The following is a 26,659-nucleotide window of genomic DNA, read 5'->3' on the forward strand; positions in this document are numbered from 1 at the left end:
TGCAAAGGCGGGCGTCACTGCTGTGGCGCCACCACTTTGAATTTGATGGCGATGTCCTTGGACACCACGGTGTCCGCCCACTCGCCCGCGCCGAGGCCGAACTCGTCACGCTTGAGCACCAGTTCACCGTCGAAAATGCCGATGGCACTGTCCGGTTTCAATTCCACCGGCACCTGCACTTCACGGGTAATGCCTTTTAGGGTGAGCTGGCCAGCAATCAGGTAGTGGTGCTCGGCCACTTGGGTGAAGTGGCTGGATTCGAAAACCGCGACAGGGAATTTTTCAGTGTCGAACCACGCCGGTTTCACCAGCTCGGTGTTGGCGTCTTCGCTGCCGGCATCGATGCTGTTGAGGTCGATGTGCAAGGTGGTACGGGCGTTGGCGAGGTTGTTGGTATCGAAGTCCAGCGTCGCCTCAAACTTTCCAAAGGTGCCGTACATCGGCGAGCCCATCTGGTTGTAGGTAAAACTGATCTGGCTTGCGGTGGTGTTGACCCGCGTGTATTCGACAGCCCGCGCGGTACAGATGACGCACAGCGAACACGCGGCAACCAGCAGCAATCGGATCGACATGGGATTCTCCGGGCGGGGCTAGCCGTCGAGGGCCTCGATTGAATTAAGCAAACGTCCGACTGTTACGCCAGCGCCTACACCAGACGCTCGATCTTCTGATGCTGCCAGACCAGTTTGTAATACAAGGTCTGCAACACCAGCATGCCCAGATAGGCCACCGGAAACGCCATCCACACACCCTGCAGACCGTACTGCCCGTCCAGCCAGTACGCCGCTGGCAGTTGCACGCCAACCACGCAAATGATCGCAATCGCCACCGGCACCAACACCGTGCCGCTCGCGCGCATGATCCCGCCGATGATTGCCTGGAAGCCGAACACCAACAGGCTCCACAACATGATGTGCAGCAGATGCTCAGCCATCGCCCGGGTCGAGTCCTCGGTCAGGAACAGCCCCAGCAACCAGTGCGACAACAGGTAGCCGAGCACAATCAAACCGCCGGTCAGGCACACGTTGATCAACAGTCCGGTGCGCAGAATCGGCCCCATGCGCTCCAGCCGCCCGGCGCCGATGGCCTGCGCACCGAGGATCGACGCGGTGATCGCAATCGACAACGCCGGAAACTGCACATAGTTGACGATCTGCGTCACCGCGCCATACGCGGCGGTCGCTTGCGAGCCGTGCTGGTTGACCAGCGCCAGGATCACCAGCTCCGACAGCGACAGCACAATCATCTGCACGCCGGTCGGCAGACCGATGCGCAAGACCTTGCCGAGAATCGCCCCGTCAAGGCGCAGCGCGGCGAAGAACTCCCGATCCGGCGCCAACGGGTGCCCCTTGCGAATCAGGCGCCACGCCAGCCACGCCATCGCCGCGAGGTTACCGGCAAGCCCGGCGTACGCCGCACTCTGAATACCCAATTGCGGCAAGCCGAACCAGCCGCGAATCAGCGCCGGGGTCAGGGCCAGCCCGACACAGGTCGAGACCATCAGCGCCAGCAATGGCGACAGCGTATCGCTGACCCCGCGCAACAGTTGCGTGAACAACACGAACACCAGCAGCGACGGCAAGATCCACATCATCACATGGGCATACGCGACGGCATCGTCAAGCACATCCGCCGGCGTCCCCAGCCCCGTCAGCGCCTGCCGCGCGAACACGCTGCCCAATACCGCCGCCACCAGACCGATCAACACCCCGAGCAACAGCGTTGCCCCGGCAATCGCCTTGACCATGTGCGGCTCACGCGCGCCCCACGCCTGACCGATCAACACACCGGCGCCCGCGCCGAGGCCGATCACCAGTGCGATAAAGAAGAACACGATGGGAAACATCCCCGACACCGCCGCCAACGCCTGGGTGCCGAGCATCTGGCCGATGTAGATGCTGTTTACCGTGCCCGACATCGATTGCAGAAAGTTCGACAGCACCATCGGCGCAAGGAACAGCAGGTAGGTGTGCCAGAGTGGGCGTTGGGCGACGGCTTGCATTGAATAGAGGTCCATCTCGACGGCGGGAGGGCTGATGGAGGATAGCTTCGGTGAGTTGCACGCGGGGCGCAATTAACATTTCAAATCGGTGTTTATGACCGGTGGCCGCGCCTGTGTAACGGACACGCTTCTGTAGGTGCAAGTTCAGAGCTGTGGTAAACAAATGCCCACTTTCACTTCTCTCATTGAGGCTCTGTTCATGCCGCGCTTTGCCCATCTGCTGACCGCCACCCTCCTCGCCGTGCTCACCACCAGCGCTCACGCCGCCGCGCCTGGCGAAACGTTGAAGCCGTTGCTGGAAACACTCAACGAACGCCTGAACATCGGCGACCTCGTCGCGCTGACCAAATGGGACAGCGGCAAGCCGATTCAGGACAGCCCGCGTGAAGCGCAGGTTATCGCCAATGCCCGCAACTTGGCCACCGAGCGCCAGCTCGACGCGGAAGACGTGGCGCAACTGATCGCCGCGCAAATGGAAGCGAATAAACTGGTGCAGTACGGCTTGCTCGCACAATGGCAAGCGTCCGGCGCCGCGCCGGACACCCCGCGCCCCGACCTGGCTAAACAGATTCGCCCGCGTCTGGATGAACTGCAAACCCGCCTGCTGCAGCAATACGCCGATTTCACGCCGTATCGCCATGATGCGAATTGCCCGGTGTGGCTGGCCAAGGCGCGCAGCGGCCTGACCCACGACGCGCTGCATGAGCTGGCCCTGACACGGGCGACCGGTGAGTTGTGTGTGCGGGCGGCGAACTCGCGCTGAGAAACGGCCAGATCAAAAGATCGCAGCCTGCGGCAGCTCCTACAAGGCGGATTGGTGAACCATCATTGCGGTCGATGTTCACCATCACGGCAATGAAGTTCTCATAAAAATTCCACGGCGTAACATCAGCTCCATACCAACCAACAACACCCCGGAGCACACGATCATGAAACGCCAGACCCTTCTCAGCATCGCTTTCTCGGTTTTCGCCATTAACGCTTTTGCCGCCACCCCGGCACACACCCAAGTCGCAGAAGGCGGCTCGGACAAGTTGATTGAAAGTCGTGTTGCTGAGGGCGGTTCTGATCGTCTGCTCGAACGCCGCGTTGCCGAAGGTGGCTCCGATCGTCTGCTCGAACGCCGCGTTGCCGAAGGTGGCTCCGATCGTCTGATCGAACGCCGTGTTGCTGAAGGTGGCTCGGATCGCCTGATCGAACGTCGTGTTGCTGAAGGTGGCTCGGATCGCCTGATCGAACGTCGTGTTGCTGAAGGTGGTGCTGATCGCCTGATCGAACGTCGTGTTGCTGAAGGTGGCGCTGATCGCCTGATCGAACGCCGCGTTGCTGAAGGTGGCGCTGATCGTCTGATCGAACGCCGCGTCGCATAACTCTGCGGCTTCATCGCAATCACAATGAAAGCCCGGCCTGATCAGCCGGGCTTTTTCACGTCCGGCGCCATCCATTCCCCGACTGGCCACCCACCGCCCATTGCGCATACCATGCGGCCACAACTCCAAAACAGACCTCGACTGCCCATGCTCAAAGCCAGTCTGCGTAGCCACCTCACCCTTTGGTTTGCCGGTTTATCCCTGCTGACGCTGCTGAGCGTGGGCTTCTATGTCGGCCATATCGCCACGGAACAAATGAAGCAGGCCAGCGGCAATGCGTTGCTCAACACCGCGCGCTCGGCTGCATCGTTGTTGGGTGAACGACTGCGCGAACGCCAGTTGGAGGTGTATCTGCTCAGCCGTGCGCCGCATCTGGAGCGTGGTGATCTGGATAACCCGGCGATTCTGAAATCGATGCAACTGCGCACCCAGGCCCGCACCGAGTATGCGTGGATGGGCGTCACCGATGCCGAGGGCAAGGTGCATCAGGCGGTGAACGACTTGCTGGTCGGCCAATCGGTGCAGCAACGGCCCTGGTTCCAGGCCGGGTTGCGCGGCGAGTACACCGGCGATCCTCATGAGGCGGTGTTGCTGGCGAAAATGCTGCCGGCCCTGCCGAACGGTGAACCGCTGCGTTTCATCGATTTCGCCGCACCGATCCGCAACGCAGACGGCCAGGTGATTGGTGTTCTTGGCGCCCACGCACACTGGAGCTGGGTGACCCGCATTGTTGAGTCGGCGGCGCTTTCGCATAAAAACTCAACGCCGGATATCGAAGCGTTGATCATCGATCACGATGGCAAAGTGCTCTACCCGGAAGCGCTGATGGGTCAGCAACTGGCAATTGACACCAAAAGGCAAGGCTGGACGGCGGGCAACGGATTCCTCACCAGCGTGGTCACCGTACCGACGCCATCGAGTACGGTGCTGTCATGGTCGATTGCCGTGCGCCAGCCATTGGAAACCGCACTGCAACCGGCGCGCCTGCTGATGTACAAATTGCTGATTCTGGGTGTGGTCGCGGCGGTGCTGTTCGGCTTGGTGGCTTACTACCTGGCGCTGTACCTGAGCCGACCGATCGAACAGCTCGCGCGCTCGGCGCGGCAGGTGCAAAACCAACAGCCCGGTGCGCAATTCCCGCTGCAGCACCCGGTGCTGGAAATTGCCCAGCTCGGCCAGTCCATTGATGCCATGACGCAATCGCTGCTCGGCAAAGAGCGCGAGCTGCAAGAGGCCAATGCCTCGCTGGAGGCAACCGTCGCGCAACGCACCGCTGCGCTGACGCAGGCCAATGCCGAATTGCTCAGCCTGGCGACCCACGACAGTTTGACCGGCGTTTACAACCGTCGCCGTTTCGACGAGAAACTCACCGAATACACACTGCTGTTCCGCCGCACCGGACGTCCGTTCTCCCTGCTGCTGATCGATGCCGATCACTTCAAGCGCATCAATGATTCCCACGGCCACGCAGTGGGTGATGATGTGCTGCAACAATTGGCGCAGTTGATTCAGAGCAGTTTGCGCACCACGGACTTCGTCGCCCGTTACGGCGGCGAAGAGTTCGCTGTGCTGTTGCCGGAAATCGCCAAACCCGACACCCCGGAAGTTGTCGCCGAGAAGATCCGCGTGGCGGTCGCCGAAGCTCACTTCCCGGTGATCGGGCAGGTGACGGTCAGCATCGGCATCGGCCTGGCGGACCCGGCCGATAACAACCACAACGCACTGATCAAACGCGCCGATCAGCAGTTGTATCAGGCCAAGGCGGCAGGTCGTAATCAGGTGGCGTGATCAGCCCTTCTTCACTTCGCAAATCCCGTTGGCCCGGTTCTTCCCGGTGTACGACACCGCAGGCGAACCGTCGGGATTGATGCTCAGGGAAATGGTCACGCCCGCGCCTTTGGTTTCGAAGTAGTTCTCATTGAATTTCTTTAACTGGCCTTCCTTGCCATTGATGTAGATCGGCCCGCCTTCATCGGCGTGCACTTCGATCTTGCCCGGGCACGTCGCGTTGAGCATAGGGATGCCGGCATGGGCGATTGCGCTGACAAGCAACAGCGGGGCTGCCAGTAGCAGAGATTTCATGGTGAGCTCCTTGAGTGCAACGGTGTGCCGGACGATAGGGAAATACCGCACAAGTACCCTATCGACCCGTGACCGACTGCAGCGTTCCGCGAACACGATCGCCTTGTGCCGATTACTGTTTCAAGTGATCGACCAGCTTGTTGACCACCAGATCGGACACATGGCTGAACGCTTTGCGCAACGCCTCGGGATCCGTGGCGTACTGCTCCGGTGTATAAGCGATGGTGTTGGCATCGTTGGATACAGAGATCGTGTCGAAATTACGCCATACCGCTGAGCCGTTGCGCTTGATTTGCGCCGTGGCACCGATGACGGGATACAACACGGTGCTGAAGTTCTTCAGGCAGAGGCCCCATTGCGAGACCAGAATTTCGACCTCGGCATCGGCTCGCTCACCCTCGCCCGCCACGGTAAACAGATGTTCCTGCTGTACGCGTTTTTCGAAGCTTTGCCGGATCAACTGGCTCAGGTCGATGCCATTGGCCTTCATGTTGTTGCGAATCGCCAGAGTGATATCGCCGGTGGCCACGTCCGCCGCTTTCCTCCCTGCCACAGAGCCTGCCCCCGTTAACGCACCGGCGCCAGAAGTCGAAGCACCTGAGGCCATACCTGCCGCTGCGCCGGCTCCAGCACCCAGGCCGGCGCCCCAGGCCTGCGTCATGCTGGTGTATTGAAAGTTATCGACGGCAACAAACACCGGCAGCACTTTCACGGTTTTGATCTGCTGGCGGTCTTCAACGCTGAGATCTTTGGTCACGCAACCCGTCAGCAAAACGAGGCCAGCAACAACGACGAATAGCTTTTTCATGTCATTTTTCAATCAGGGACTTGGGTGTCCGGCATATCGCCCGAACACCGCAATACTTGAGTCGCGAAGAAGACGTGGTGGTGACGGTCATGACCCTGGCGGCGGAATCAATCGAGCGTGATGGAGGGGGTGCCACAGAGAGTATCAACCGACATCGCTGCACCTCAAAAACACGCATGCCCTGTGAGCTGCCGTTATTGCGTGAAGGTCTGGAGGTACGCCAGCAAATTGTCGAGTTTTTCTTCGTCGCTCAAGCCCCAGAAAATCATCCGCGTACCCGGCACCACGCCTTTCGGATCCTTCAGATAGGCGATCAGCGTTTCGCGATCCCAGGTCACTCCCGAGTTCTTCATCGCCTCTGAATACACGTAATTCGCTGACGTACCGGCGGGCCGACCGATGATGCCATTGAGTTGCGGACCGAATCCGGGGCGGGCCGATTCGCCGACCTGATGGCAGCCGCCGCACAGACGCGGAAAAATTTTCGCGCCGGCTTCGGGGTCGCCTGCGGCGAGGGTGAACGTACTGGACAGGCCAGTGGCGAGCATCAGGGCGAGTGACAGTGCAGCGGTGTTTTTCATCGAGGGTTCCGGATCGGTCTGCATCGGGCCGCGCAAGGGTAGCATTTTGTTTTTACAGGTAAGCGCCAATGATCTTTCTGACTTTGCTCAACGCCTGACGCAACACGTCCATCTCTACCGAGCCCAACGCCAGGCGAATCGCATGCGGCACATGACCCGCCACCGAAAACGGTTCGGCCGTGGTGACGGAAATCTGCTCGTGCATCAGCTCGACGACAATCTGATCGGCGCGCACGTCTTCCGGCAGCGGTAGCCACAGGAAATACGACGCCGGATGACCAATGCTCGGCAGGCCTTTCAACACTTCGGTCGCCAGTGCCTGCCGCACCTTGGCGTCGTTGCGCTTCTGTTCTTCCAGCACCGTTACCGTGCCGTCGTCGAGCCAGCCACAGGCGATGGCAGTCATGACGCCTGGGGTGTTCCAGGTCGTGGCGCGGATGATGCGTTCCAGTGCTGGCACCACGTCGGTCGGGGCGGCGATGAAACCGACACGCAGGCCTGTGGCGATGTTTTTCGACAGGCCCGACACGTACACCGTGCGCTCCGGCGCCAGATCGATCAGCGTACGCGGTGGGTTTTCAACCAAAAAGGCGTAGGCCGCGTCTTCGATTATTGTCAGATCATATCGCCGGGCAATCGCCACCAACTGCTCGCGCTGCGCCAGCGGCATCACCCAACCCAACGGGTTGTGCAACGTCGGCATGCTGTACACGGCGCGCACCGAGCGGCTGCGACAGAGTTTGTCCAGCGCGGCGAGATCCGGCCCTTGATCACCGAGCGCAATGGCTACGACTTCCAGATGCAGCGCTTCGGCCAGCACCTTGAACCCGGAATAGGTCAGCGCGTCGGCGGCGATCACATCGCCGGGTTTGAGCAGCGCCATCAGCGTCACTGCGAGGCCTTGCTGGGCGCCGTTGACGATCAGCACTTGCTCGGCCTCGACCCTCACCCCGCGCGTCAGCAGGTGCCGCGCGACCGATGCACGCTCGTGGCCGCGCCCGGCGTGCGGTTGATAACGCAGCAACGCCTCCAGATCGCCTGACAACGCCAATTGGCGCAGCGCTGTGCGCAACAAATCCGCCTGACCGGGCAACGACGGATAATTGAAATTGAGGTCGATCATGCCGACCGCCACGTCTTTCTGATCGATGCCCTGCCCCGGCGACAACGACGTTTCGCGGACAAACGTACCGCGCCCGGTCTCGCCGCTGATCAGGCCCATGGCCTCCAGCTCTGCATATACCCGCGAGGCCGTGACCAGCGCCAACCCTTCCTGAGCCGCCAGTTGCCGATGGGTCGGCAACCGTGTACCTGGCGGCAACATCCCCGAGCGAATGTCCGCCGCGTAGGCGTCAACCAGTGTCTTGTAGCGCGAACGTGGCATGCCGGATGTATCCATGACAATTCTTTGATTGTGCTGATTCTCGGCTCTAGCATGACCGCAATGCAACCCACTTCCGAGCGTGAACGGTGATGGAAAGGACTTCGAATCTGACGACCCCGGCACTGGAAAAAACCAGTGGCTGGATCAACGGTTTTATCGGCGTGGTGATCTTCAGCGGTTCGCTGCCGGCCACGCGTCTGGCGGTGCTGGAGTTCGATCCGGTGTTTCTCACGGTGGTTCGCGCCGCCATCGCCGGGGTGTTGGCGGTGGCGCTGTTGTGGCTGTTTCGCGAGCGGCGCCCGGCGCGCAATCAGTGGGTGTCGCTGTTGATTGTCGCGCTGGGCGTGGTGCTTGGCTTTCCACTGTTGACCGCACTGGCGTTGCAACACGTGACGTCGGCGCATTCGATTGTGTTTGTCGGCTTGCTGCCACTGGCCACAGCGATTTTTGCTGTGCTGCGCGGCGGTGAGCGGCCGCGACCGGTGTTCTGGATTTTCTCGATGCTCGGCAGCGCGCTGGTGGTCGGCTTCGCGCTGGCACAAGGTCTGACTGCCTCGCCCACTGGCGATCTGCTGATGCTCGCGGCGATTCTGGCCTGTGGTCTCGGTTATGCCGAAGGCGCGAAGTTGTCGCGCACTCTCGGCGGCTGGCAGGTGATTTGCTGGGCGCTGGTGCTTTCGCTGCCACTCATGGCGGTGTTGAGTGTGTGGCTGGCGCCCGCATCGTTCAGCACGGTCAGTCTGTCGGCGTGGCTATGCCTGGGCTATGTGTCGCTGTTCAGCATGCTGATCGGTTTTGTGTTCTGGTATCGCGGTCTGGCTCAGGGTGGGATTGCCGCGGTCGGTCAGCTGCAATTACTGCAGCCATTTTTCGGTCTGGCGCTGGCGGCGACGCTGCTGCATGAACAGGTCAGCCTCGGCATGCTCGCCGTGACGTTTGGCGTGATCCTGTGTGTCGCCGGGGCGAAGAAATTCGCCAAATGATCCTCAGGCACCCGCCTTCCACTCGCGTGGGCTGAGCCCGGTCTTGCGCCGAAACGCCCGGGCCAGCGCCGAAGGACTTTCGTAACCGACCTCTTCGGCAATCAGCGCAATCGGTCTGCCTTCGCGCAGGCGTTTCTGCGCCAGACTGACGCGCCAGCTCAGCAGGTAATCGGCCGGCGTTTGCCCGACAACCCGGCGAAACTGCTCGGCAAACCCGGCGCGGGACAGGTTGGCGACAGCGGCCAGATCCGCCACGCTCCAAGGTTTTTGCGGTTGCTCGTGCATCAGGTTCAAGGCACGGGACAGGCGTGGATCGGCCAGACCGGCGATCATCCCCGGTTGTTGCTCCCGACTGCTGATCAAGTGCCGCAGCAACAGAATCACCAGCAGTTCGAACAGGCGATCCATCACCGCCACCCGCCCGCAATGACCTTCAAACGCTTCCTTGAACAGCCATTCCACGGTGTTGCCCAGTTCCGGGATGTCCGTCAGTTTCAGCACCAGATAATCCGGCAGCGCCGCCGCCAGGGCATTGCCGGAGCCGCCATCAAACGTCAGCGTGGCGCAGACCAATCGGGTGTCCATGGCTTCATCGGCAAACATGCGATGGGTAAAGGGTCGGGGGAAGAAGATCAGCGACGGTTCGCTCAGGCGAATCTCACGCTCGTTGCCCGGTTTGAGCAGCAATTCACCGGCCTGCAAAAGATGCACATGCCCCACCGGCTCGTTGTCATGAACGCTGACGCCGCAAAACGCGCCGCTGTGGAACGTACCGGCATTCACGCCGAAATGGCTGAGCAATGTTGAAAGGCGATCCATGGACGACTCCGAGGGCATATCTGGACGATCTGCCGCATATCCTCGACGATTTGCCGCCAATCCACCAGCCCGGCTCAATAACATGACCTCCATCCCCGGCGCACTTCGCACCGGACTTTCGGAGAATCACCATGAGCCGCATCCACGCTATCAGCCTCGAAACCGCCGCCGACGCCAGCCGCCCTGTGCTGGAAGGCGTGAAAAAGAAAATCGGTTTCCTGCCCAACGTCTTCACCACCCTGGCCAAAGCACCGGTGGCCCTCGAAACCTACGTACAAGCCTCGGCCATCCTCGGCAAGACCTCGCTGAACGCCCAGGAAAAAGAAGCCGTGTACCTCGCCACCTCACAGGTCAACGGTTGCGATTACTGCCTGGCGGCGCACACCTTGTTTGCCGGCAAAGCCGGGCTCTCGGCGCAGGACATCGTCGCCGCACGCCAGGGCGAGCTCAACGCCTACGCCACCCTCGCCCGTCAGCTGACCGAAAGCCGCGGCCATTTGACTGATGAACAAATCGCCGCCGCCCGCGCCGCCGGCATCGACGACGTGAAGATCATCGAAGTGATCGCACTGGTGGCCGTACAGAGCCTGACCAACTACCTGAATAACGCAGCACTGACCGATATCGACTTCCCGGCCATCTGAAGTCTGGCCACACAACAACACCAGTGGGAGCGAATCTGCAAGCGCTAGCGGCGTGTCATTCAAAGCATCTTTGACCGACCCGACGCCATCGCGAGCAGGCTCACTCCCACAGTTTTAACGTGCGTAAAACCCCAGCGGCAAAGCCGCCCCACTCAACAGGATGAGCGTTAGCTCGGCTGCAGCTCTTGATCTTGATCCACGGGCGACGTCGGAAGGCTGAGTGGAGGGATTCATCCGGGCGTGGGAGCGCAGCGACCGTTTGGCGCAGCCAAATGCATCGAGAGGAGGTGCAGCGAAGCAAACCGTAGGCGATGCGCCCGGATGGAGCCCGGAGCGAAGGAACCCCGAGCCCCAGCGAGCGGGCCGCACGTAGGAGCAAGCCTTTTTGGTTACTTTTTCGGCGTCTGGAAAAAGTGACCCGCCGTAAGGGCGGAACCCAAATCAGCAACACCCGCAGCAACGGATATATACCCGGTCAACCAGACAATCAGTGATGCACCTCACCCGCCCGCTTCAACAATTTCTTGCACCGCTCAGACAAATGAAACACCTGCAAATGCTTACCCGCCTTGGCATAGCGCTCGCGCAGAGTCCTCAAAGCCGCAATCGCCGAATAATCGACAAAACTCAAATGCCGACAATCCAAAGTCACCCGGGCCGGATCATTAGCCGGATCAAACTGATTGAGAAACGGCGTAGTCGAAGCAAAAAACAACGTGCCATGCAAACGATAAAGCTTGCTGCCGTCAGCCTCCAGATGCTCATCGGCATACAACTCACGCGCCTGCTGCCAGGCAAAGTTGAGCGCAGCGATGATGATGCCGCACAGCACCGCAGTGGCCAGATCAGTGAACACAGTGATGGTAGTCACAGCAATGATCACCAGCACATCATTGAGCGGCACTTTGTTCACCACCCGCAACGACGCCCAGGCAAAAGTCTGCTGCGACACCACAAACATCACACCCACCAGCGCCGCCAGCGGAATACGCTCGATCAGCGGCGACAGAAACAGAATGAACAACAGAATCAACACCCCAGCGACCACGCCAGACAAGCGCCCGCGCCCACCGGAGCTGAGATTGATCACGGTCTGGCCGATCATCGCGCAACCGCCCATGCCACCGAATGCGCCCGAGACCATATTGGCCGCACCGAGCGCCACGCACTCGCGATCCGGGTAGCCACGGGTTTCGGTGATTTCGTCGGTCAGGTTCAACGTCAGCAGGGTTTCCAGCAGACCGACCAGCGCCATCAGAATCGCGTAAGGCGCGATGATGCGCAGGGTTTCAAGATTCCACGGGATGTCCGGCAAAGCGAACGTCGGCAAGCCGCCGGCAATGTGCGCCATGTCGCCGAGGGTGCGGGTCGGCAGACCGAACAGATAGACCAGCAGACCGACGCCGAGGATCGCCACCAGTGCCGGCGGCACCGCTTTCGTCAGACGCGGCAGGATATAGACGATGGCCATGGTCAGCGCCACCAGCCCGGCCATCAGATACAACGGCGTACCGCTGAGCCAGTCCTCACCGTTCTTGAAATGTTCCAGTTGCGCCAGCGCAATGATGATCGCCAGGCCGTTGACGAAGCCGAGCATCACCGGGTGCGGCACCATGCGCACCAGTTTGCCCAGGCGCAGCAAACCGAACGCCATCATGATCAAACCGCCAAGCAACACCGTCGCCAGCAAATACTGCACACCGTGCTGCACCACCAGCGCAACGATGACCACGGCCATCGAACCGGCCGCGCCGGAGACCATGCCCGGCCGGCCGCCGAACAACGCCGTCAGCGTGCAAATGATGAACGCGCCATACAGGCCCATCAGCGGATTGAGGTGCGCCACCAGTGCGAACGCAATGCATTCGGGCAACAGGGCAAACGAGGTGGTGAGTCCGGCCAGGACATCGGCGCGCAGACGTATCGGTTTCATGGCTTACCTGATTGAGCGGCCGCCGAGTGCGGCTGCAGGTGTTCGGGAAAAAGAGGGTTGCGGATGTTACGGAATTGTCGCGGATCGGGCCAGTGAACGCTGACACTTGTCGGCCCGACCTTTATGCTGGCCCGCTCCTCTGGTCATTGAGTTCGACATGTCTGCATTTCTGAGCGCCCGCGAGGTGTGTCAGCGTCTGCGTGAAGCGGCGCTGGGTGTGCTCGCTTTCAACATCTGCGATGTGCCCACCGCAGCCGGACTGGTTGCGGTCGATATCGAGGGCTGGCGCCTGCTGCTGGATGTTGAAGGTGGGCGGTTACACCACTGTGAATTTGCCCGCAGCGACGATGGGCAAGAAGGTGCGCTGGAGAGCTGGCAGCGTTACGGCACCGATCCGGTGAGTTTGCTCAGTACCTGGGAATTGGCGCAGATCGAGCTAATGCTGATGGCGGCCGTTCAGCCCTGACGCAAGTCGAGCAAATAGGTGTAGTAACCCGTATCGCGGACATAACCCAATGATTCATACAGCCCCTGCGCAGTGAAGTTGTCGGTTGCGGTTTCCAGTACCAGCCCTTTGGCACCGGTCGCCAAGGCAAAGTCGCGTGCAGTGTTCATCAACAATCGGCCAACCCCACGCCCACGGGCGGCGGGCGTGGTGAACAGGTCGCTGAGCAGCCAGGTGCGGTGGGCATCGATGGACGAGAACGTCGGATACAACTGCACGAACCCCAGCGCCTCGCCCTTTTCATCCTGAACCAGAAAAATCGCGGATTCATCGCTGGCCATGCGCGCGGCGATGAAGGTTCGTGATTGCTCAAGGTTCGACAGCTGCTGGTAAAAGACTCGGTAAGCGTCGAACAACTGCGCCACCGCATCCAGGTGTGTCGCGTCGGCCCGCAGTGTCTGAAGGGTCATGTGCCTGCTCCGTTTCCAGTCAATGATCGAACCAGCATAGCGTCGCCCTTCGAGTGTGCTGGCTTCATCGCTATATAGTTTTGTATATTGCGAAACCGAAATCGCCAGAATCTTTCCATGCCGTCCAGCCAACCTGTATTGCCATGAGTGCCATCCGCGTACGCAACGAGCAGTTGATCCTCGCCGCTGCCAGCGAGGAATTCGCCGCCAACGGCTTCAACGCCACCCAGACCCGCGATATCGCGGCGCGTGCCGGGGTGCCCAAAGCCAATTTGTATTACTACTTCCAGAGCAAGGAAAACCTCTACAGCAAAGTGCTGCTGGGGTTTGTCGAGCCGCTGCTGGAAGCCTCGGCGGTGCTGCGTGAAAGTGATGATCCGCTGACGGGACTGCGCGCCTACGTGGCCGCACGCATTCGCATCGCCCGCGAACATCCGGCGATTGCCAAGGTGTTCAGTGGCGAATTGTTATTGGGCGGTCGCCAGTTGCCGGATGAGTGCCGCGATCTGTTGCAGGCCGAAGCGCGGCGCAACGTTGAATGTCTGCGCAGCTGGATCGAGCGCGGTTTGCTCGCGCCGGTGGATCCGGAGCATTTGATGCTGTTCATCTGGTCGGCGACGCGCACGTACACCAATATCGGCTGGCAGATGGGCCGGATCATGGGGCGCGAAGTGCCGCAGGATGAGGATTATCAAACGGCGGCACAGACGATCACGCGCATGGTGCTGGAGGGCGTGGTCGTAGCGCCGCGGGTGGGCGAGATTCGTGGGGTGTTGTTTGCGACGTGATGGCGCAATGCTGCGCAGATCAGGGCATGAAGTCTACGGGGAGTTCCAGATGATCTTTCATGCGCTCGTTCCAGTCGTGCAAGGCGCCGGGTAGGCGTTTTTTCCATTTCGCAACGTCGGTGTAATAGCGCAGGCGCGAGTGACCGGTGTTGTCATCAGTAACCAACAAGACCCAGAAATGGCCATCGGCTGACCGCATCACGATGCCGGTGCCACCCAGGCCGCGCATCCACATCTCCCAGACCTGACTACCCGGTACATCAGCGGAAGGTTCAGCGGTCATCAACGAGCCGGACTTTTCCACCAGCGTCTGATAATCAGTCTTGAGCAACGTGTGCAGTGCCTGGTTTTCTCCCGGTGTTTGCGCCAGGCCCAGGCTGAGCATGTCGTAATCCAGCGTCAGCGGTTGCTTCGAAGCGACAAAACGACCGGTGTAGTAGACGCCCAACCCGGCACTGCAATATCCGCCTGCACCGACGAGAGAAATATCCAGCACACCATTGATGGGGGTGAACAACAGGGTGCACTGGTCTTCCGAGTAAACGGCTTTACCGTCCTTGAGTGTGGCAACGCCATCCAGATCACCGGAGTTGGCGCCCTCAGCCGCCGTGATGTCGATGCTGATGTGCGTGGGGTCGCGGCGCTGGGTTATGACTGTCGCCGAGGTTGAGGTCCCTGGCGGAATGAGCTGCCAGGTCGCGTCCCAACTGAAGGGCTGGGTGGCGTGTTCAAGTTCGGTCAGGCGCATTAAATACTGCCGACGCAAACAGGCTGTCTGATCGCCACAGGCGTTGCGGTTTTTCAGCCACTGCCGCTGGTCTGCCTTGAGGCCTTTGGCATCGGGGACATCAGCCGATGTCGAGTGCCAGAGCTTGCCCAGCTTCTCATCGAGTTGCGAGATCTGCGGGTCGCCACAAATGGCTTTTTCAGTTTTGCTGGCAGCGCTGGCGCAATCGAAACTGCTGGCGTGGGTGATAGAGGCAAACGCAAGGCACATCAGCGCCAAGGCATGACGCCGGGAGATAGCGAACATCGAGAGATTCCATTCTTCGGACGGCGCGCAGTATGCCAGTGCTGCCGGCGGAAATCCCTGATGTACATAGCAATCAGGATTTCGCAATCACTGTAGGAGTGAGCCTGCTCGCGATAGCGTTCGGTCAGACGATGTTGCATCAAATGCCACACCGCTATCGCGAGCAGGCTCACTCCTACAGGTTTTGTGTGGATAGTCAGAACGTAATGTCGGCTGCGGGTTTGACGTCGATACGCGCCACCGAGCCAGTCAGATGCGCCAGATCCTTGTTGTGCTCGGCGATGATGTCTTCGGCGCTCATATTGCCGTTGTCGACGGTGGAATGCGCGTCGGCGGCAAGCACTACGTCATAACCCAGCTCATGGGCCCGGCGTACGGTCGCATTGACACAGTAATCGGTCTGCAGACCGCAAATAACCAGTCGTTCGAAGTCTTCACCTGGCAAAAATTTACCCAGGTCAGTCTGGTAAAACGAGTCCCGGGTGGTCTTGCGTACGCGCAGGTCCTTAGGCGATGTCTCAAGCCCTTCGGCCAGTTGCCAGCCTTCGGCACCATGGGCCAACGGGCTGTCCTCTTCTTCATGCTGGATCAGCACCACGCGCACGCCAGCCTGGCGTGCGCGAGCACTGAGACCGTTGATGGTGTCGAGCACACGCTGAATGTCGTAGCACTGATATTCACCCGAGCAGAGGGCGCGCTGGACGTCGATGATCAGTAATGCGGTGGTCATGATGAGCCTTCCTTGATCAGTCCTTGAGACAGGGGCGGACGTAAGCCCGCCCCCTTTTTACGCGCCTCAGTAACCCAGTGACAAGCCCGTGTTGCGGCGTGGATCGTTGGCGCCGTAGAAACGGTTTTTGCCGACCGGCTTACCGCCCAGCGAAGGTGCACCCACCAGAATCGCGGCGATGTGGTTGGCGTCCTGCGGTCCGGCGAACTTGTGACCCCAGCTCTCGAGGAGCTTCTTCGTGTCGGGGCTGGCGGCGAAGTCTTCGAGGTTGGTTTCCTCCGGCATCCACTGCTGGTGGAAACGTGGCGCATCGACCGCCTCCTGCAGGCCCATGCCGTAGTCGATGACGTTGAGCATGGTCAGCAAAGTCGCCGTGATAATACGGCTGCCGCCCGGTGTACCGACCACCATCACCACTTTGCCATCCTTGGTGACAATGGTCGGGCTCATCGACGACAGCGGTGCCTTGCCCGGAGCAATCGCATTGGCTTCGCCCTGCACCAGACCGTACATGTTCGGCACGCCGACCTTGGAGGTGAAGTCGTCCATTTCATCGTTGAGGATCACCCCGGTCTTGCTCGCCATCACGCCCGCGCCGAACCAGTCATTGAGGGTGTAAGTGACCGACACCGCATTGCCCCACTTGTCGACGATCGAGTAGTGAGTGGTGTTGCTGCCTTCATGGGGGGCTACGCCGGGTTTGAGTTCAGCCGACACGCCGGCCTTTTGCGGCTGGATGGCGTCGCGCAGTTTGGTCGCGTAGTTCTTGTCCAGCAGATGCTCGATCGGGTTTTTGACGAAATCCGGATCGCCCAGGTAGCTGTTGCGATCAACATAGGCGTGGCGCATGGCTTCGATCTGATAGTGCATGCCTTGGGCCGAATGGAAGCCCAGATCCTTCATCGGATAGCCTTCGAGGATGTTCATGATCTGGCAGATCACTACCCCGCCAGAGCTTGGCGGCGGCGCCGAGACCACGTGATAACCACGGTAGTCGCATTCCACCGGAGCCAGTTCGCGGGTCTTGTATTTATCGAGGTCAGCCTGGGTGATGATGCCTTTGTTGGCCTGGCTGGAGGTGACGATGGCGTCGGCAACCCAGCCTTTATAGAAGCCGTCGGCGCCTTTTTCGGAAATGGTCCGCAGGGTTTTGCCGAGATCCTTCTGCACCAGTTTCTGCCCGACCTGCATCGGCTCGCCGTTATGCAGGAAGATCGAACCGGAGTCGCGCATGTCCTTCTTGAACACGTCGGTGGCGTACTCCAGCAACTCGACGTCACCCTGCTCCAGCGCAAAACCGTCTTCCGCCAGTTTGATCGCCGGCGCAATCATTTCCTTGCGCGGTTTGGTCCCGTATTTGCTCAGCGCCAGCTCCATGCCGGACACGGTGCCCGGCACGCCCACCGCCAGGTGGCCACGGGTACTCAAGTCGGGAATGACGTTGCCTTCCTTGTCGAGGTACATGTTGGCAGTGGCCGCCAGTGGTGCTTTCTCACGAAAATCGAGGAAGGTCTTGCGCCCGTCTGCCAGTTGAATGGTCATGAAGCCGCCTCCGCCCAGGTTGCCTGCTGCGGGATAGACCACCGCCAGCGCGTAACCCACGGCGACCGCCGCATCGACGGCATTACCGCCACTTTTCAATACGTCGACGCCAACATGGGTGGCCAGATGTTGCGCGGTGACCACCATGCCGTTTTCTGCGGCAACCGGTGCCACCGACGCCGCGTGAGCCATGAGACAGCTGAGTGCCAGTGAGGTCGCTATCAGCGATTTGGCCAAAGGTTCGTACTTCATGAGTCGATCTCTTTTTTGTTTTCAGGGTCTGTGCAGAACAGAGAGGGATACGCTGCAAGAGCACCAAGCAGTATGGTCGGCTTTGCGTATTGCGCCTCCCCGATCAGGCAGTATGCTGGGCGCTGTTGCCACCCTGCTCCGGAGTCTGTCGTCATGTCTTATACGTTCATCACCCTGCCCTCGCCCGTCGGCGAGCTGAAGCTGGTCGCGAACGGCTCACGACTGGCGGCCATCCTCTGGGAAAACGATAAACCGAACCGCGTGCGCCTCGGGCCGATGAGCGAGGCACACGACAATCCGATCCTGATTCGAACGGCTCGACAACTTGAAGAATATTTTTCCGGGGCGCGTGACTGTTTTGATCTGGAACTGGATTTCGCTGGCACCGATTTTCAGAAAAAGGTCTGGGCGGCGCTGCTGACCATTCCTTTTGGCCAGACGCGCACCTACAGCCAGATTGCCAGACAGATTGGCAATCCCAGCGCTGTACGGGCAGTGGGCGCAGCGAACGGACGCAACCCGATCTCCATTGTCGCGCCGTGTCATCGGGTGATCGGCGCGTCGGGGAAGCTGACCGGGTTTGCCGGTGGGCTTGAGGCGAAAGAGCACTTGCTGAGCCTGGAGGGTGGGCAGTGGTCGCAAATTGGCAAAACCGGCGAGCTGTTCTGAATCAAGCGCCGAACAGATTATTCATCGCCCCATACTGCAACAGCATGATGGTCTTGGCGTCGCAGATCTCACCGCGCTGAAACGCTGCCAACGCCTCGTCGAACCCCCACTCCAGCACTTCCAGCTCTTCGGTCTCTTCTTCCAGTCCACCACCCTCGCCAACCTTCGATGCCGAATCGTATTCGGCAATGAAAAAGTGCAGCTTCTCGGTCACTGAACCCGGACTCATGTAAGCCTCGAACACCTTCTTCACATCGTGCACGCGATAACCGGTCTCTTCCTCGGCTTCGTCGCGGATACGCTGCTCCGGTGCCGCGCCTTCGAGCAACCCGGCCGCCACCTCGATCAGCAAGCCATCATGGCCATTGACGAACACCGGCAGGCGGAACTGCCGGGTCAGCACCACCGTGCGTTTTTCACGGTTGAACAGCAGAATCGCTGCGCCGTTACCACGGTCGTAGACCTCACGGGTCTGACGCTGCCACTCACCGTTGTTGCGGTGATAGTCGAAGGTGATTTTCTTCAGCAGGTACCAGTCGTGGGACAACACCTGAGTGTCGACGATGCTGACCCGCTCGGCTGTGTTGGACATGACGCTTGATCCTTTTGTCATTGAAGGCTTCCGGGTAGGTAAAGGCCCTTAGTTGTGAACGAGAATACGAAACCCTATACCGCCCTACAAATCATGTCGAAACATCCTACAGATAACGCCTACTCGCCCGACTTCTTTCCTGTTTGATCCCCCGCAAAGTCCCCGCACCTTTTTGACGTGCGCGAGAGACTGCGAATGCTTCCAACCGATCGGCTGCTGGCCCTGAACAACAGCATCGGCCTGCTCGTTGTTGCCGCCCTGAATCCCGATGAGCCGGACTTCGAACACCTGATCCGCGAATTCCGCCTGTGCCTGAACAACTACGAGGCCCGGGCCGAGCAGTTCTGGACAGGCACCGCGCTGGATGTCGAGCAAGTTTTTACGGTCGGCAACGACGTGCGCCTTAGCGCGCCGATCAAGTCGCGCCAACCGCTCAGTTCATCGGTAGTCATGTGCTCGGCCAGCGGGTCGCTGACGCTGGTGCACATGTTCGAGGCCGCGAGGTTTGTGCCGATTGGCAACACCCCGGTAACCCTCGAACCGGTGCTTGCCGATGTCGGCGGCGTGCTGACTTTCGGCGAACCGCTGCATTACACCATCGGCCCCAGCGGCATTCTGCAAGTGACCGACTGCGATCGGGGCCAGCGTTATCGCATCACCTTCTTTCCCGATGTGTCCACCGACCATGTGCGTGCTCTATATGCCTCTTATGAAAGTGTCATTGCAGGCCTTGAGGGCTGGTTGCGCGCTGAATGGAGCGAATTTCAGCCGCAGTGGACGGAGTTTTCCAGCGCTGGATTTCTTGAGCGTTACGGTCAGTTGCAACAGGCCGACTGGCGTGGATTCGAGAAAGCCCTGAATGGCGTCTGGGATGACATTAAACAGGTATTCGCCCTGCTCGCCGACTTGCAGGCCAACAGTGAAAAGTTGCTGGAATACCTCAGCGAGGCCGAGCTTGAGGCGTTATTGAATGCCTCCAGCGACGCCATTGCCAACGGTCTGTTGATCCTCAGTGACGAGCCGCTGCTATTCATTCATCTGGCCGCGTTTACCAGTTGGCTGAAGATGCTGCCGCCGCAACATTTGGCCGAAGTGGTCGCCGAGGTGCGCGTCGAATTGCTGATCAGCTTCCTGTTGATGGGCGTGTCGGGTGGCATCGGCGTGCCGCTGCGTTTGAGCAGCAAGGTGCTGGCGAAGATCAAGTCGCCGCGCGCGCGGGAGTGGCTGGCGGCCTCGGCGTTGCGCTTGGCCGAACTGACGTCCTCGGCGGATTTGACGCGGCATGCCAGCGTTTTGAAGCCGCTGATGCTCAATGTGCGTGACGTTGAGTTGAAACCGACACCGGCGATACCGCTGAACATTCGTCAGGCCGATTCGCTGGTGTTGACGGTGCCGAATCCGGCGCCAATGGTGCGGGACAAGCCTGGCGGTTCGAGCAGGATGGAACGGCATGAGCCGCATGACGACTCGCCGGATCAGGCGAAAAACCCCAACGGTGACAGCGCCGATTGTGTGCCTCGCACCTGCACCAACGGCTGCCCGGTGTCGATGGTCACCGGCGAAGAACTGTTGACCTTGAGCGATGCGGTGCTCGATGGCGTGTTGCCGTTTGAGTTCACCCGTTTGTATCGCTCCAGCGCCGCCGAAATCGATGTTGGGTTGGGCTTTGGCTGGAGTCATTCGCTGGCGCATCGGCTGGCGTTTGAAGGCGACTTTGTGGTCTGGGTCGACCACGAAAACCGTCGCACCCGTTTTCCGCTACCGAGTAGTGAGCGGCCGGCGATTCACAACAGTTTGTCGCGGGCGGCGATTTTTCTGGGCGATGAGCCGGAAGAGCTGATCCTCGCGCTGGCCGGGGACACGGCGCGCTTTTATCACTTTCGTGCAGGACGGCTGACGGCGATCAGCGATGCCTATGGCAATCGTCTGACGGTGCAGCGCGATCGGTCTGACCGGGTGCAGCGCCTGGACAACGGCGCCGGGCGTTCGCTGTTGTTGCGCTATGACCGCGCGCAGTTGGTTGGTGTGGATTACCAGGTGTTTCGCGACGGTGCCTGGAGCACTGAACAAGCACTGGTCAGTTACCGCTACGACGCGTACCGGCATCTGATCGAAGCGACCAACGCCGTCGGTGACAGCGAGCGTTACGACTACGACGACGCTCACGTGATTCTTCAGCGGCAACTGGCTGGGGGCGCGAGCTTCTTCTGGGAGTGGGAGCGGTCGGGCAAGGCTTCTCGCTGTGTCAGGCATTGGGCATCGTTCTCGCAGATGGACACGCGCTACGTCTGGAACGATGACGGCAGTGTCGCGGTGCATTATGTCGATGGCACCGAAGAGACCTACGTCCACGATGATCGTGCGCGGCTGGTGCGTAAAGTCTCGGCGGATGGTGGCGAGCAGCTCAAGGCTTATGACGATGCCGGCCGGTTGATCGCCGAGCGCGATGCCTTGGGCGCTGTCACCGAATACCGCTACGACGACGTCGGACGGCTGATCGCGCTGATTCCGCCGGACGAGGCGCCCACGTCCTACGAGTATCGCAACGGTTTCCTGTACCGGCGTTCACGCGGCGAGGCGGTGTGGATCTACCGGCGCAATGCCGAGGGCGATGTCACCGAGGCGGTCGATCCCGACGGCCATGTCACCCATTACTACTACGACACCCGTGGGCAGTTGCTGTCGATCCGCTACCCGGACAGCAGCCGGCATCGTTTGGTCTGGAACAGCCTTGGCCAGTTGACCGAGGAAACCCTGCCCGACGGTGGCGTACGGCGCTTTTCCTACGATGCACTGGGGCGGCGGACCACAACTGCGGACGAACACGGTGCGGTCACCCGTCAGCACTGGGACGCCGTTGGCCGACTGATTCAGACGACATTTCCTGGCGGCAGCACCCGCGCCTACAGCTACGGCGCCTACGGTCAGGTCACCGCCGAGCGCGATGAACAGGGGCACATCACCCGTTATGAGTATGACGACGATCTGCACCTGGTTTCGCGGCGGATCAACCCCGACGGCACGCGGGTGCAGTACCGCTATGACCATGCGCAACTGCTGCTCACCGAGATTGAAAACGAATCCGGGGAAAAGTACCGACTGGACTACACGTCGACCGGGCTGATTCGTCAGGAAAGCGGTTTTGACGGCCGCCGCACCGCGTACGCCTATGACCTCAACGGCCATCTGCTGGAGAAGACCGAGTTCGGCGATGACGGTTCACAGTTAGTCACGGCGTATAAACGCGATGCTGCCGGGCGTCTGCTGGTCAAAACCCTGCCCGACGGCATCAAGATCACTTACCAATACGACCGCCTCGGTCGTTTGATTGGGGTCGATGACGGCCAGCAACATCCTTTGGCCTTCGAGTACGACCGTCAGGACCGGCTGATCACCGAGCATCAGGGCTGGGGCACCCTGCGTTACCGCTACGACGCCTGCGGCCAGCTCAAGCGCATGCGTCTGCCGGACAACAGCGTGCTCGACTACCGCCACGCCAAGGGCGGCGCGCTGAACGGGATTGACCTCAACGGCACGCCGCTGACCCGCCATGTCTACCAGTCCGGTCGCGAACTGCAACGCCAACAAGGTCTGCTGCTCAGCGAATATTCCTACGACGATCAAGGACGATTACTCGCCCACGCCGTAGGCCATCAGCGCGATGCGTTGTACCGCCGCGATTATGCCTACAGCGCCAACGGCAATCTCGCGCACATCGCCGACAGCCGCCACGGCCAGCGCACCTACGGCTACGACGCCCTCGACCGGCTGATCCGCGTACGACACTCGCGCGACGAACTGCCGGAATCCTTCGCCCACGACCCGGCCGGCAACCTGCTGATGCAGGACCGTCCCGGCCCCAGCCAGATCAAGGGCAATCGCTTGCTGATGCAAGGCGATCGTCATTACGACTACGACGCCTTCGGCAACCTGATCCGCGAACGTCGCGGCCGCGCGCAGACTCTCGTCACCGAATACCGCTACGACAGCCAGCACCGCCTGATCGGCCTGACCCGCCCCGACGGCCAGACCGCCAGTTACCAATACGACGCCTTCGGCCGGCGCATCCGCAAAACCGTCAACGGCGAAACCACCGAATTCTTCTGGCAAGGCGATCACCTCGTCGCCGAAAGCAGCGAAAGCGAATACCGCAGCTACGTCTACGAACCCGGCACCTTCCGCCCGCTGGCACTGCTCGACGGCAAAGGCCCGAAAAAAGCCTGCCCGTTCTACTACCAGCTCGACCACCTCGGCACCCCGCAGGAACTCACCGACTACAGCGGCGACATCGTCTGGTCCGCGCAATACGACGCCTACGGCAAAGTCGCCGCACTGACCCTGGCCGGCGAGGACTACCTGAACCAGCCGCTGCGTTTTCAGGGGCAGTATTTCGACGGCGAAAGCGGCCTGCATTACAACCGGCATCGGTATTACGACCCGCGGCTGGGGCGGTATCTGACGCCGGATCCGATCAAATTGGCGGGTGGGCTGAATCAGTACCAGTACGTGCCGAATCCGACGGGGTGGGTGGATCCGTTGGGGTTGAACTCCAACTGCCCGCCGCCGAATAAGCCTGGGTGTGAGGTGCCGGGTGGAAGTGACGGGGCTCAGGTTGATGAGGATGAGCCGAAACTACCGGAAATTGCTCACAATATAGATCCAAAAACTTTGAAGCGAGTACATACAACAGAGGGAAAAACCTCAACCAAGACAGTCGAGAATTATAAAAATAAAATGCAAAACGGATACGATCCAACAGATCCCATCAAGGTCATAGAACATGACGGCAATCTATATATTTTGGACGGACACCATCGCGCAGCAGCTGCACGGCAAACTTCAACTAATGTGACAATCAAACTCATAACCGACCTCAAAGCGTATAACGGAGCGCTAAGAAGCATTGAAGATATATTAGAGTCAGCAAACAATGTGGGCCTAGACAGATTGGAGCACCGGAGAAGAAGATGAGCGACCAAAATGAAACTTTGGACATCCTGATAAATGACTTCATTTCCATGGTGGAGTCCAGCACCCTGATATTTGAGCGAAAATTTGGCACTCGAGACATTCGAAGGCTTTGGTACACCAAGGTAATAAAGCGACGCGGGAGAGTTACTCGAGGCGTTAAATATGAATTGCATGGTATTGGCTGCCGCATCAATTTATCGACAGGATGCGTAGATTTTGACTATGGCCCTAACGGTGAAATCAATGGCTTTGATACTTGGCGCCTATACAACTTTGCTCGTGAAAGACCCTCTAAGCATAGAAAATATTGCGATGAAGAAACCATTAAAAAAGAACTCGCAGAATATCTGAAGCTAAAAAAAATCAAAAAAATGTCAGGCATAAGTAACTTGTATGTATTGGCTGACTCAACAGAAACCGATTAGACACGACCAAAAAAGGGCCTGTTGAATCAGGCCCTGAAAAACCAAATACATACTCTCAACTCACTACAAAAAACCGTCACAGCTCATACGCATACCCCTCATACTCTTTATCTGCCTCATCCGAATCATTCATGGCATCGTCGCGTCGTCCATCAATGAGCCGGACCCTCATTCCTCGGGTCATTGATGAACGGCAATTCACTCGGGTCTTTTTCGCCTAGCGAGCGACGTGCGACAGCCTGTCATCGACCCCCGACTCAACGGAACCCACCCCGTGAATCAACGGCCCATAACGCCGGCTGAACTCCCAGTTGTACGGCACGCCATCCTTGCTGGTGCCGTTGTCCCAGTTCACCGACCAGGTCATCAAGCCTTTGATCGGCAGCCCCTTGATAGCCAGACGCTTAAGAACGTTACCGACCACGGTTTTGTCGATCACATAACCGGTGGCTGCCGCATCGTTGTTGGCCGGCAGGCCTATGACGAATTTGTCCGCCGCGATGCGGGTGAAGCCGCGTGTGCCGGTTACCAGACTTTCGGTCAGGTAGTAGAGGAAATCCTCTTTCAACGCATCGTTGTTCTGCGCAATCCACGCGCCCGCGCCGTTGTTGGCTTCCGGCACCCAGACCCCGTCGCCACCCTGGTTGTAGAATTGCGGGGCGATGAAGTCGTAGTAGCCTTCCAGCGCCTGCAGATAGCTCAGGTATTTGCCGGTGCTGGTCAGGTATGGAAACTCCGGGGCCATGCTGATGATGAAGTGCTTGCCTTGGCCTGCGTAGTGATCCTTGACCAGTTTCAGTGCGGCCGGCAGGACGGTCCTGTTGGCCGCGAAATCAATCGCGCTCTGTTCAAGATCAATATCCAGGCCGTCGAAGCCGTAGGTTTCCACCAGACGGATGATTTCATTGGCCAGCGGTTGTTCCTGACCGCTGCGCAACTCGATGTGCGCATCGGCGCCGCCGAGGGAAATTAACACGGCCCGCCCTTGGCTGTTGAGCACACCGACCTGACGGCGGAACTCGGCATCGGAAACGTTGAACGGCTTGAAGGTCGGAATGCCGCTGCCCTTCATAAAGGCTACCGCGACGACGTTGTATTCCTTGGGCACCTCTTCCAGCGACAGGCTGGCGAAGCGGCCCTGACGATAACCATCGCTCGGGCCTGCGGGCCAGTTGTGCCAGAAGCCCATGAGGATCTTTTTGCCGGCAATGCTCGGCATCAGCGAGGCGGCATCGCTCGCGGCGTTTTGCACTAAAGAGAAATCGATTTTTGACATGTTCTAATCCTTCAGAACGTGTGGGTTTGGCGACGCAGCGCCGTTATTTGAAGTCGACGTCGAAGGCCTGATAGAAAGCGTTGCCGGTGTTGGCGACGATCCACATCAGCACGATCACGTGATGGCCTTTTTTGTTGGCCGGCAGTTTCACCGCGTGATTGACCTTGGCCTTCAGCTCATTCGGGTAGCTGTAATACGGCACCTGAGTGTAGAAGTCCTCGAAGAACGGTTGGCTTTCCAGTTGCGCACGGGTGATGCGCTGTTTCGGGTCCCAGCCGTCCTTGGTGATCAGCCAGCGATAGCCGCGAGTGGTGTGCGGCGCGGTGTATTCCCACTTGATTTCGAGGGTTTGTCCCGGGGTGACATTGAGCAGCGGCCAGGTGAATGGGCGACCGAGTTTCTTGCTCATTTCTTCATGGGTGAAGTTCACGCAGTCGCGGGCATCACTCTTGCCACCACTGAGGATGTAGCCGTCGGCCGGTGGCGTGACACTGTCCGAGTCGCTCTGGTATGGCGCCGGAAACGGCCCCGCTGCCAGCGCCGGGAAATTTTTCCCGCCTTCCATTTCATTGACCTGCCAGGCACCGAGCAGTCCTTGCTCAATGGCCACCGCACCGCGGCTGGCAGGAGAGATGACGCGACCATGTCGCAGTTGGGTTTGTGCTTGTGGTTGATTCATGTTTTTCACTCCGTTGATTTAAGAACTCTCCTTTCCGAGGAGAGGCCTTCAAGCTAACGGAGGCGAATTTTTTGTCCATCGGCGGTTTTGTCGCAGTCAGCGGATGAAGGCCAGCAAAACACCGCAAATACTGGATGCATATACAGTCTTTTACGATAATACCCACCCGAGATGACGCCAA

The 26,659-nt window shown here is 59.6% G+C and carries 24 protein-coding genes and 1 pseudogene; 10 read left to right on the plus strand and 15 right to left on the minus strand.

All coding sequences use genetic code 11. The annotated features are described in order from the left end of the window. Positions 1–14 precede the first annotated feature (14 nt). Together AB4O11_RS26140 and AB4O11_RS26145 are read right to left on the minus strand one after the other, a co-directional pair. Positions 15–572 carry a YceI family protein gene (locus AB4O11_RS26140; RefSeq protein WP_460129250.1) on the minus strand — a complete coding sequence of 186 codons (558 nt, stop codon included), beginning with the start codon at positions 570–572 and terminating at the stop codon, positions 15–17. Between the two features lie 74 nt (positions 573–646). Then, on the minus strand, positions 647–2,002 hold the full coding sequence (locus AB4O11_RS26145; protein WP_460091383.1) for an MATE family efflux transporter: 1,356 nt from the start codon (positions 2,000–2,002) through the stop codon (positions 647–649). 199 nt (positions 2,003–2,201) lie between these two features. Here AB4O11_RS26145 and AB4O11_RS26150 point away from each other — a divergent pair, with 199 nt between their 5' ends. The 3 genes from AB4O11_RS26150 to AB4O11_RS26160 all read left to right on the plus strand — a co-directional run bounded on the left by AB4O11_RS26150 (position 2,202) and on the right by AB4O11_RS26160 (position 5,160). After that, complete coding sequence (locus AB4O11_RS26150) at positions 2,202–2,765, plus strand: chorismate mutase (RefSeq protein WP_460129252.1); 564 nt, start codon at positions 2,202–2,204, stop codon at positions 2,763–2,765. Positions 2,766–2,931: 166 nt separating this feature from the next. After that, positions 2,932–3,372: a phage infection protein gene (locus AB4O11_RS26155; RefSeq protein ID WP_460129254.1), complete on the plus strand. Its 441-nt coding sequence runs from the start codon at positions 2,932–2,934 to the stop codon at positions 3,370–3,372. Between the two features lie 147 nt (positions 3,373–3,519). After that, complete coding sequence (locus AB4O11_RS26160) at positions 3,520–5,160, plus strand: sensor domain-containing diguanylate cyclase (RefSeq protein ID WP_093441156.1); 1,641 nt, start codon at positions 3,520–3,522, stop codon at positions 5,158–5,160. On the opposite strand, the gene AB4O11_RS26165 is transcribed toward AB4O11_RS26160, so the two are convergent. The 4 genes from AB4O11_RS26165 to AB4O11_RS26180 form a co-directional block, all read right to left on the minus strand. Further along, the gene (locus AB4O11_RS26165; protein WP_175553880.1) at positions 5,161–5,454 is read right to left on the minus strand and encodes a hypothetical protein; all 294 of its coding nucleotides are present in this window, start codon (positions 5,452–5,454) and stop codon (positions 5,161–5,163) included. Between the two features lie 112 nt (positions 5,455–5,566). Next, positions 5,567–6,262, minus strand: coding sequence for a hypothetical protein (locus tag AB4O11_RS26170; protein WP_460129256.1), 696 nt, complete (start codon positions 6,260–6,262; stop codon positions 5,567–5,569). 194 nt (positions 6,263–6,456) lie between these two features. Further along, positions 6,457–6,843 carry a c-type cytochrome gene (locus tag AB4O11_RS26175; RefSeq protein ID WP_093441176.1) on the minus strand — a complete coding sequence of 129 codons (387 nt, stop codon included), beginning with the start codon at positions 6,841–6,843 and terminating at the stop codon, positions 6,457–6,459. Between the two features lie 52 nt (positions 6,844–6,895). Then, entirely contained in the window at positions 6,896–8,227 is a 1,332-nt protein-coding gene (locus AB4O11_RS26180; protein ID WP_460131161.1) for an aminotransferase-like domain-containing protein, read from the minus strand. An 89-nt stretch (positions 8,228–8,316) separates the two neighbouring features. Between AB4O11_RS26180 and AB4O11_RS26185 the strand changes: the two genes are divergently transcribed. After that, on the plus strand, positions 8,317–9,210 hold the full coding sequence (locus AB4O11_RS26185; RefSeq protein WP_460129258.1) for a DMT family transporter: 894 nt from the start codon (positions 8,317–8,319) through the stop codon (positions 9,208–9,210). 3 nt (positions 9,211–9,213) lie between these two features. On the opposite strand, the gene AB4O11_RS26190 is transcribed toward AB4O11_RS26185, so the two are convergent. Then, positions 9,214–10,029, minus strand: a complete 816-nt coding sequence (locus tag AB4O11_RS26190; protein WP_095048045.1) for an AraC family transcriptional regulator — start codon at positions 10,027–10,029, stop codon at positions 9,214–9,216. 131 nt (positions 10,030–10,160) lie between these two features. Between AB4O11_RS26190 and AB4O11_RS26195 the strand changes: the two genes are divergently transcribed. Continuing rightward, positions 10,161–10,673, plus strand: a complete 513-nt coding sequence (locus tag AB4O11_RS26195) for a carboxymuconolactone decarboxylase family protein (RefSeq protein WP_186625250.1) — start codon at positions 10,161–10,163, stop codon at positions 10,671–10,673. A 487-nt stretch (positions 10,674–11,160) separates the two neighbouring features. Here the strand turns inward: AB4O11_RS26195 and AB4O11_RS26200 are convergent, their stop codons facing one another. Then, on the minus strand, positions 11,161–12,606 hold the full coding sequence (locus AB4O11_RS26200; RefSeq protein WP_093441205.1) for a SulP family inorganic anion transporter: 1,446 nt from the start codon (positions 12,604–12,606) through the stop codon (positions 11,161–11,163). 157 nt (positions 12,607–12,763) lie between these two features. Here AB4O11_RS26200 and AB4O11_RS26205 point away from each other — a divergent pair, with 157 nt between their 5' ends. Next, the gene (locus tag AB4O11_RS26205; RefSeq protein ID WP_093441210.1) at positions 12,764–13,072 is read left to right on the plus strand and encodes a DUF7693 family protein; all 309 of its coding nucleotides are present in this window, start codon (positions 12,764–12,766) and stop codon (positions 13,070–13,072) included. Here AB4O11_RS26205 and AB4O11_RS26210 read toward each other — a convergent pair. Beyond that, positions 13,063–13,521 (minus strand): GNAT family N-acetyltransferase, encoded by a 459-nt coding sequence (locus AB4O11_RS26210; RefSeq protein WP_460129260.1) that lies wholly within the window; start codon positions 13,519–13,521, stop codon positions 13,063–13,065. The two genes, AB4O11_RS26205 and AB4O11_RS26210, sit on opposite strands and share 10 nt — an antisense overlap. Before the next feature lie 143 nt (positions 13,522–13,664). On the opposite strand from AB4O11_RS26210, the gene AB4O11_RS26215 reads away from it, so the two are divergent. After that, complete coding sequence (locus tag AB4O11_RS26215; RefSeq protein ID WP_093441219.1) at positions 13,665–14,309, plus strand: TetR/AcrR family transcriptional regulator; 645 nt, start codon at positions 13,665–13,667, stop codon at positions 14,307–14,309. Positions 14,310–14,328: 19 nt separating this feature from the next. On the opposite strand, the gene AB4O11_RS26220 is transcribed toward AB4O11_RS26215, so the two are convergent. The 3 genes from AB4O11_RS26220 to ggt form a co-directional block, all read right to left on the minus strand. Next, positions 14,329–15,342, minus strand: a complete 1,014-nt coding sequence (locus AB4O11_RS26220; RefSeq protein WP_460129262.1) for a lysozyme inhibitor LprI family protein — start codon at positions 15,340–15,342, stop codon at positions 14,329–14,331. A gap of 196 nt (positions 15,343–15,538) precedes the next feature. Then, entirely contained in the window at positions 15,539–16,072 is a 534-nt protein-coding gene (locus AB4O11_RS26225; RefSeq protein WP_460129264.1) for a cysteine hydrolase family protein, read from the minus strand. A gap of 66 nt (positions 16,073–16,138) precedes the next feature. Further along, positions 16,139–17,866 carry a gamma-glutamyltransferase gene (gene ggt / locus AB4O11_RS26230; protein WP_093441230.1) on the minus strand — a complete coding sequence of 576 codons (1,728 nt, stop codon included), beginning with the start codon at positions 17,864–17,866 and terminating at the stop codon, positions 16,139–16,141. A gap of 153 nt (positions 17,867–18,019) precedes the next feature. On the opposite strand from ggt, the gene AB4O11_RS26235 reads away from it, so the two are divergent. Then, positions 18,020–18,535, plus strand: coding sequence for a methylated-DNA--[protein]-cysteine S-methyltransferase (locus AB4O11_RS26235; protein ID WP_460091399.1), 516 nt, complete (start codon positions 18,020–18,022; stop codon positions 18,533–18,535). Position 18,536: 1 nt separating this feature from the next. Here AB4O11_RS26235 and AB4O11_RS26240 read toward each other — a convergent pair whose 3' ends face one another. Continuing rightward, entirely contained in the window at positions 18,537–19,127 is a 591-nt protein-coding gene (locus AB4O11_RS26240; protein ID WP_460091402.1) for an NUDIX domain-containing protein, read from the minus strand. Between the two features lie 195 nt (positions 19,128–19,322). Here AB4O11_RS26240 and AB4O11_RS26245 point away from each other — a divergent pair, with 195 nt between their 5' ends. Both AB4O11_RS26245 and AB4O11_RS26250 read left to right on the plus strand, forming a co-directional pair. Next, on the plus strand, positions 19,323–24,098 hold the full coding sequence (locus AB4O11_RS26245; RefSeq protein ID WP_460129266.1) for an RHS repeat-associated core domain-containing protein: 4,776 nt from the start codon (positions 19,323–19,325) through the stop codon (positions 24,096–24,098). Then, positions 24,095–24,523 carry a DUF6896 domain-containing protein gene (locus AB4O11_RS26250; RefSeq protein WP_414926397.1) on the plus strand — a complete coding sequence of 143 codons (429 nt, stop codon included), beginning with the start codon at positions 24,095–24,097 and terminating at the stop codon, positions 24,521–24,523. Before AB4O11_RS26245 ends, AB4O11_RS26250 begins: the two co-directional genes overlap by 4 nt. Before the next feature lie 274 nt (positions 24,524–24,797). Here the strand turns inward: AB4O11_RS26250 and AB4O11_RS26255 are convergent. Beyond that, a pseudogene (locus AB4O11_RS26255) lies at positions 24,798–25,799 on the minus strand (chitinase); the annotation flags it as partial. 43 nt (positions 25,800–25,842) lie between these two features. Then, on the minus strand, positions 25,843–26,478 hold the full coding sequence (locus AB4O11_RS26260; RefSeq protein WP_099756632.1) for a lytic polysaccharide monooxygenase auxiliary activity family 9 protein: 636 nt from the start codon (positions 26,476–26,478) through the stop codon (positions 25,843–25,845). Positions 26,479–26,659 lie beyond the last annotated feature (181 nt).

Source organism: Pseudomonas sp. H1_D05, from assembly GCF_054682705.1.

Coding starts and splice junctions, on each gene's coding strand:
- AB4O11_RS26220 (WP_460129262.1), bottom strand. CDS start 15,342: ATGTTCGCTATCTCCCGGCGTCATGCCTTGGCGCTGATGTGCCTTGCG.
- AB4O11_RS26215 (WP_093441219.1), top strand. CDS start 13,665: ATGAGTGCCATCCGCGTACGCAACGAGCAGTTGATCCTCGCCGCTGCC.
- AB4O11_RS26205 (WP_093441210.1), top strand. CDS start 12,764: ATGTCTGCATTTCTGAGCGCCCGCGAGGTGTGTCAGCGTCTGCGTGAA.
- AB4O11_RS26240 (WP_460091402.1), bottom strand. CDS start 19,127: ATGTCCAACACAGCCGAGCGGGTCAGCATCGTCGACACTCAGGTGTTG.
- AB4O11_RS26195 (WP_186625250.1), top strand. CDS start 10,161: ATGAGCCGCATCCACGCTATCAGCCTCGAAACCGCCGCCGACGCCAGC.
- AB4O11_RS26245 (WP_460129266.1), top strand. CDS start 19,323: ATGCTTCCAACCGATCGGCTGCTGGCCCTGAACAACAGCATCGGCCTG.
- AB4O11_RS26190 (WP_095048045.1), bottom strand. CDS start 10,029: ATGGATCGCCTTTCAACATTGCTCAGCCATTTCGGCGTGAATGCCGGT.
- AB4O11_RS26185 (WP_460129258.1), top strand. CDS start 8,317: ATGGAAAGGACTTCGAATCTGACGACCCCGGCACTGGAAAAAACCAGT.
- AB4O11_RS26235 (WP_460091399.1), top strand. CDS start 18,020: ATGTCTTATACGTTCATCACCCTGCCCTCGCCCGTCGGCGAGCTGAAG.
- AB4O11_RS26170 (WP_460129256.1), bottom strand. CDS start 6,262: ATGAAAAAGCTATTCGTCGTTGTTGCTGGCCTCGTTTTGCTGACGGGT.
- ggt (WP_093441230.1), bottom strand. CDS start 17,866: ATGAAGTACGAACCTTTGGCCAAATCGCTGATAGCGACCTCACTGGCA.
- AB4O11_RS26225 (WP_460129264.1), bottom strand. CDS start 16,072: ATGACCACCGCATTACTGATCATCGACGTCCAGCGCGCCCTCTGCTCG.
- AB4O11_RS26200 (WP_093441205.1), bottom strand. CDS start 12,606: ATGAAACCGATACGTCTGCGCGCCGATGTCCTGGCCGGACTCACCACC.
- AB4O11_RS26140 (WP_460129250.1), bottom strand. CDS start 572: ATGTCGATCCGATTGCTGCTGGTTGCCGCGTGTTCGCTGTGCGTCATC.
- AB4O11_RS26260 (WP_099756632.1), bottom strand. CDS start 26,478: ATGAATCAACCACAAGCACAAACCCAACTGCGACATGGTCGCGTCATC.
- AB4O11_RS26180 (WP_460131161.1), bottom strand. CDS start 8,227: ATGCCACGTTCGCGCTACAAGACACTGGTTGACGCCTACGCGGCGGAC.
- AB4O11_RS26210 (WP_460129260.1), bottom strand. CDS start 13,521: ATGACCCTTCAGACACTGCGGGCCGACGCGACACACCTGGATGCGGTG.
- AB4O11_RS26165 (WP_175553880.1), bottom strand. CDS start 5,454: ATGAAATCTCTGCTACTGGCAGCCCCGCTGTTGCTTGTCAGCGCAATC.
- AB4O11_RS26145 (WP_460091383.1), bottom strand. CDS start 2,002: ATGCAAGCCGTCGCCCAACGCCCACTCTGGCACACCTACCTGCTGTTC.
- AB4O11_RS26155 (WP_460129254.1), top strand. CDS start 2,932: ATGAAACGCCAGACCCTTCTCAGCATCGCTTTCTCGGTTTTCGCCATT.
- AB4O11_RS26160 (WP_093441156.1), top strand. CDS start 3,520: ATGCTCAAAGCCAGTCTGCGTAGCCACCTCACCCTTTGGTTTGCCGGT.
- AB4O11_RS26250 (WP_414926397.1), top strand. CDS start 24,095: ATGAGCGACCAAAATGAAACTTTGGACATCCTGATAAATGACTTCATT.
- AB4O11_RS26150 (WP_460129252.1), top strand. CDS start 2,202: ATGCCGCGCTTTGCCCATCTGCTGACCGCCACCCTCCTCGCCGTGCTC.
- AB4O11_RS26175 (WP_093441176.1), bottom strand. CDS start 6,843: ATGAAAAACACCGCTGCACTGTCACTCGCCCTGATGCTCGCCACTGGC.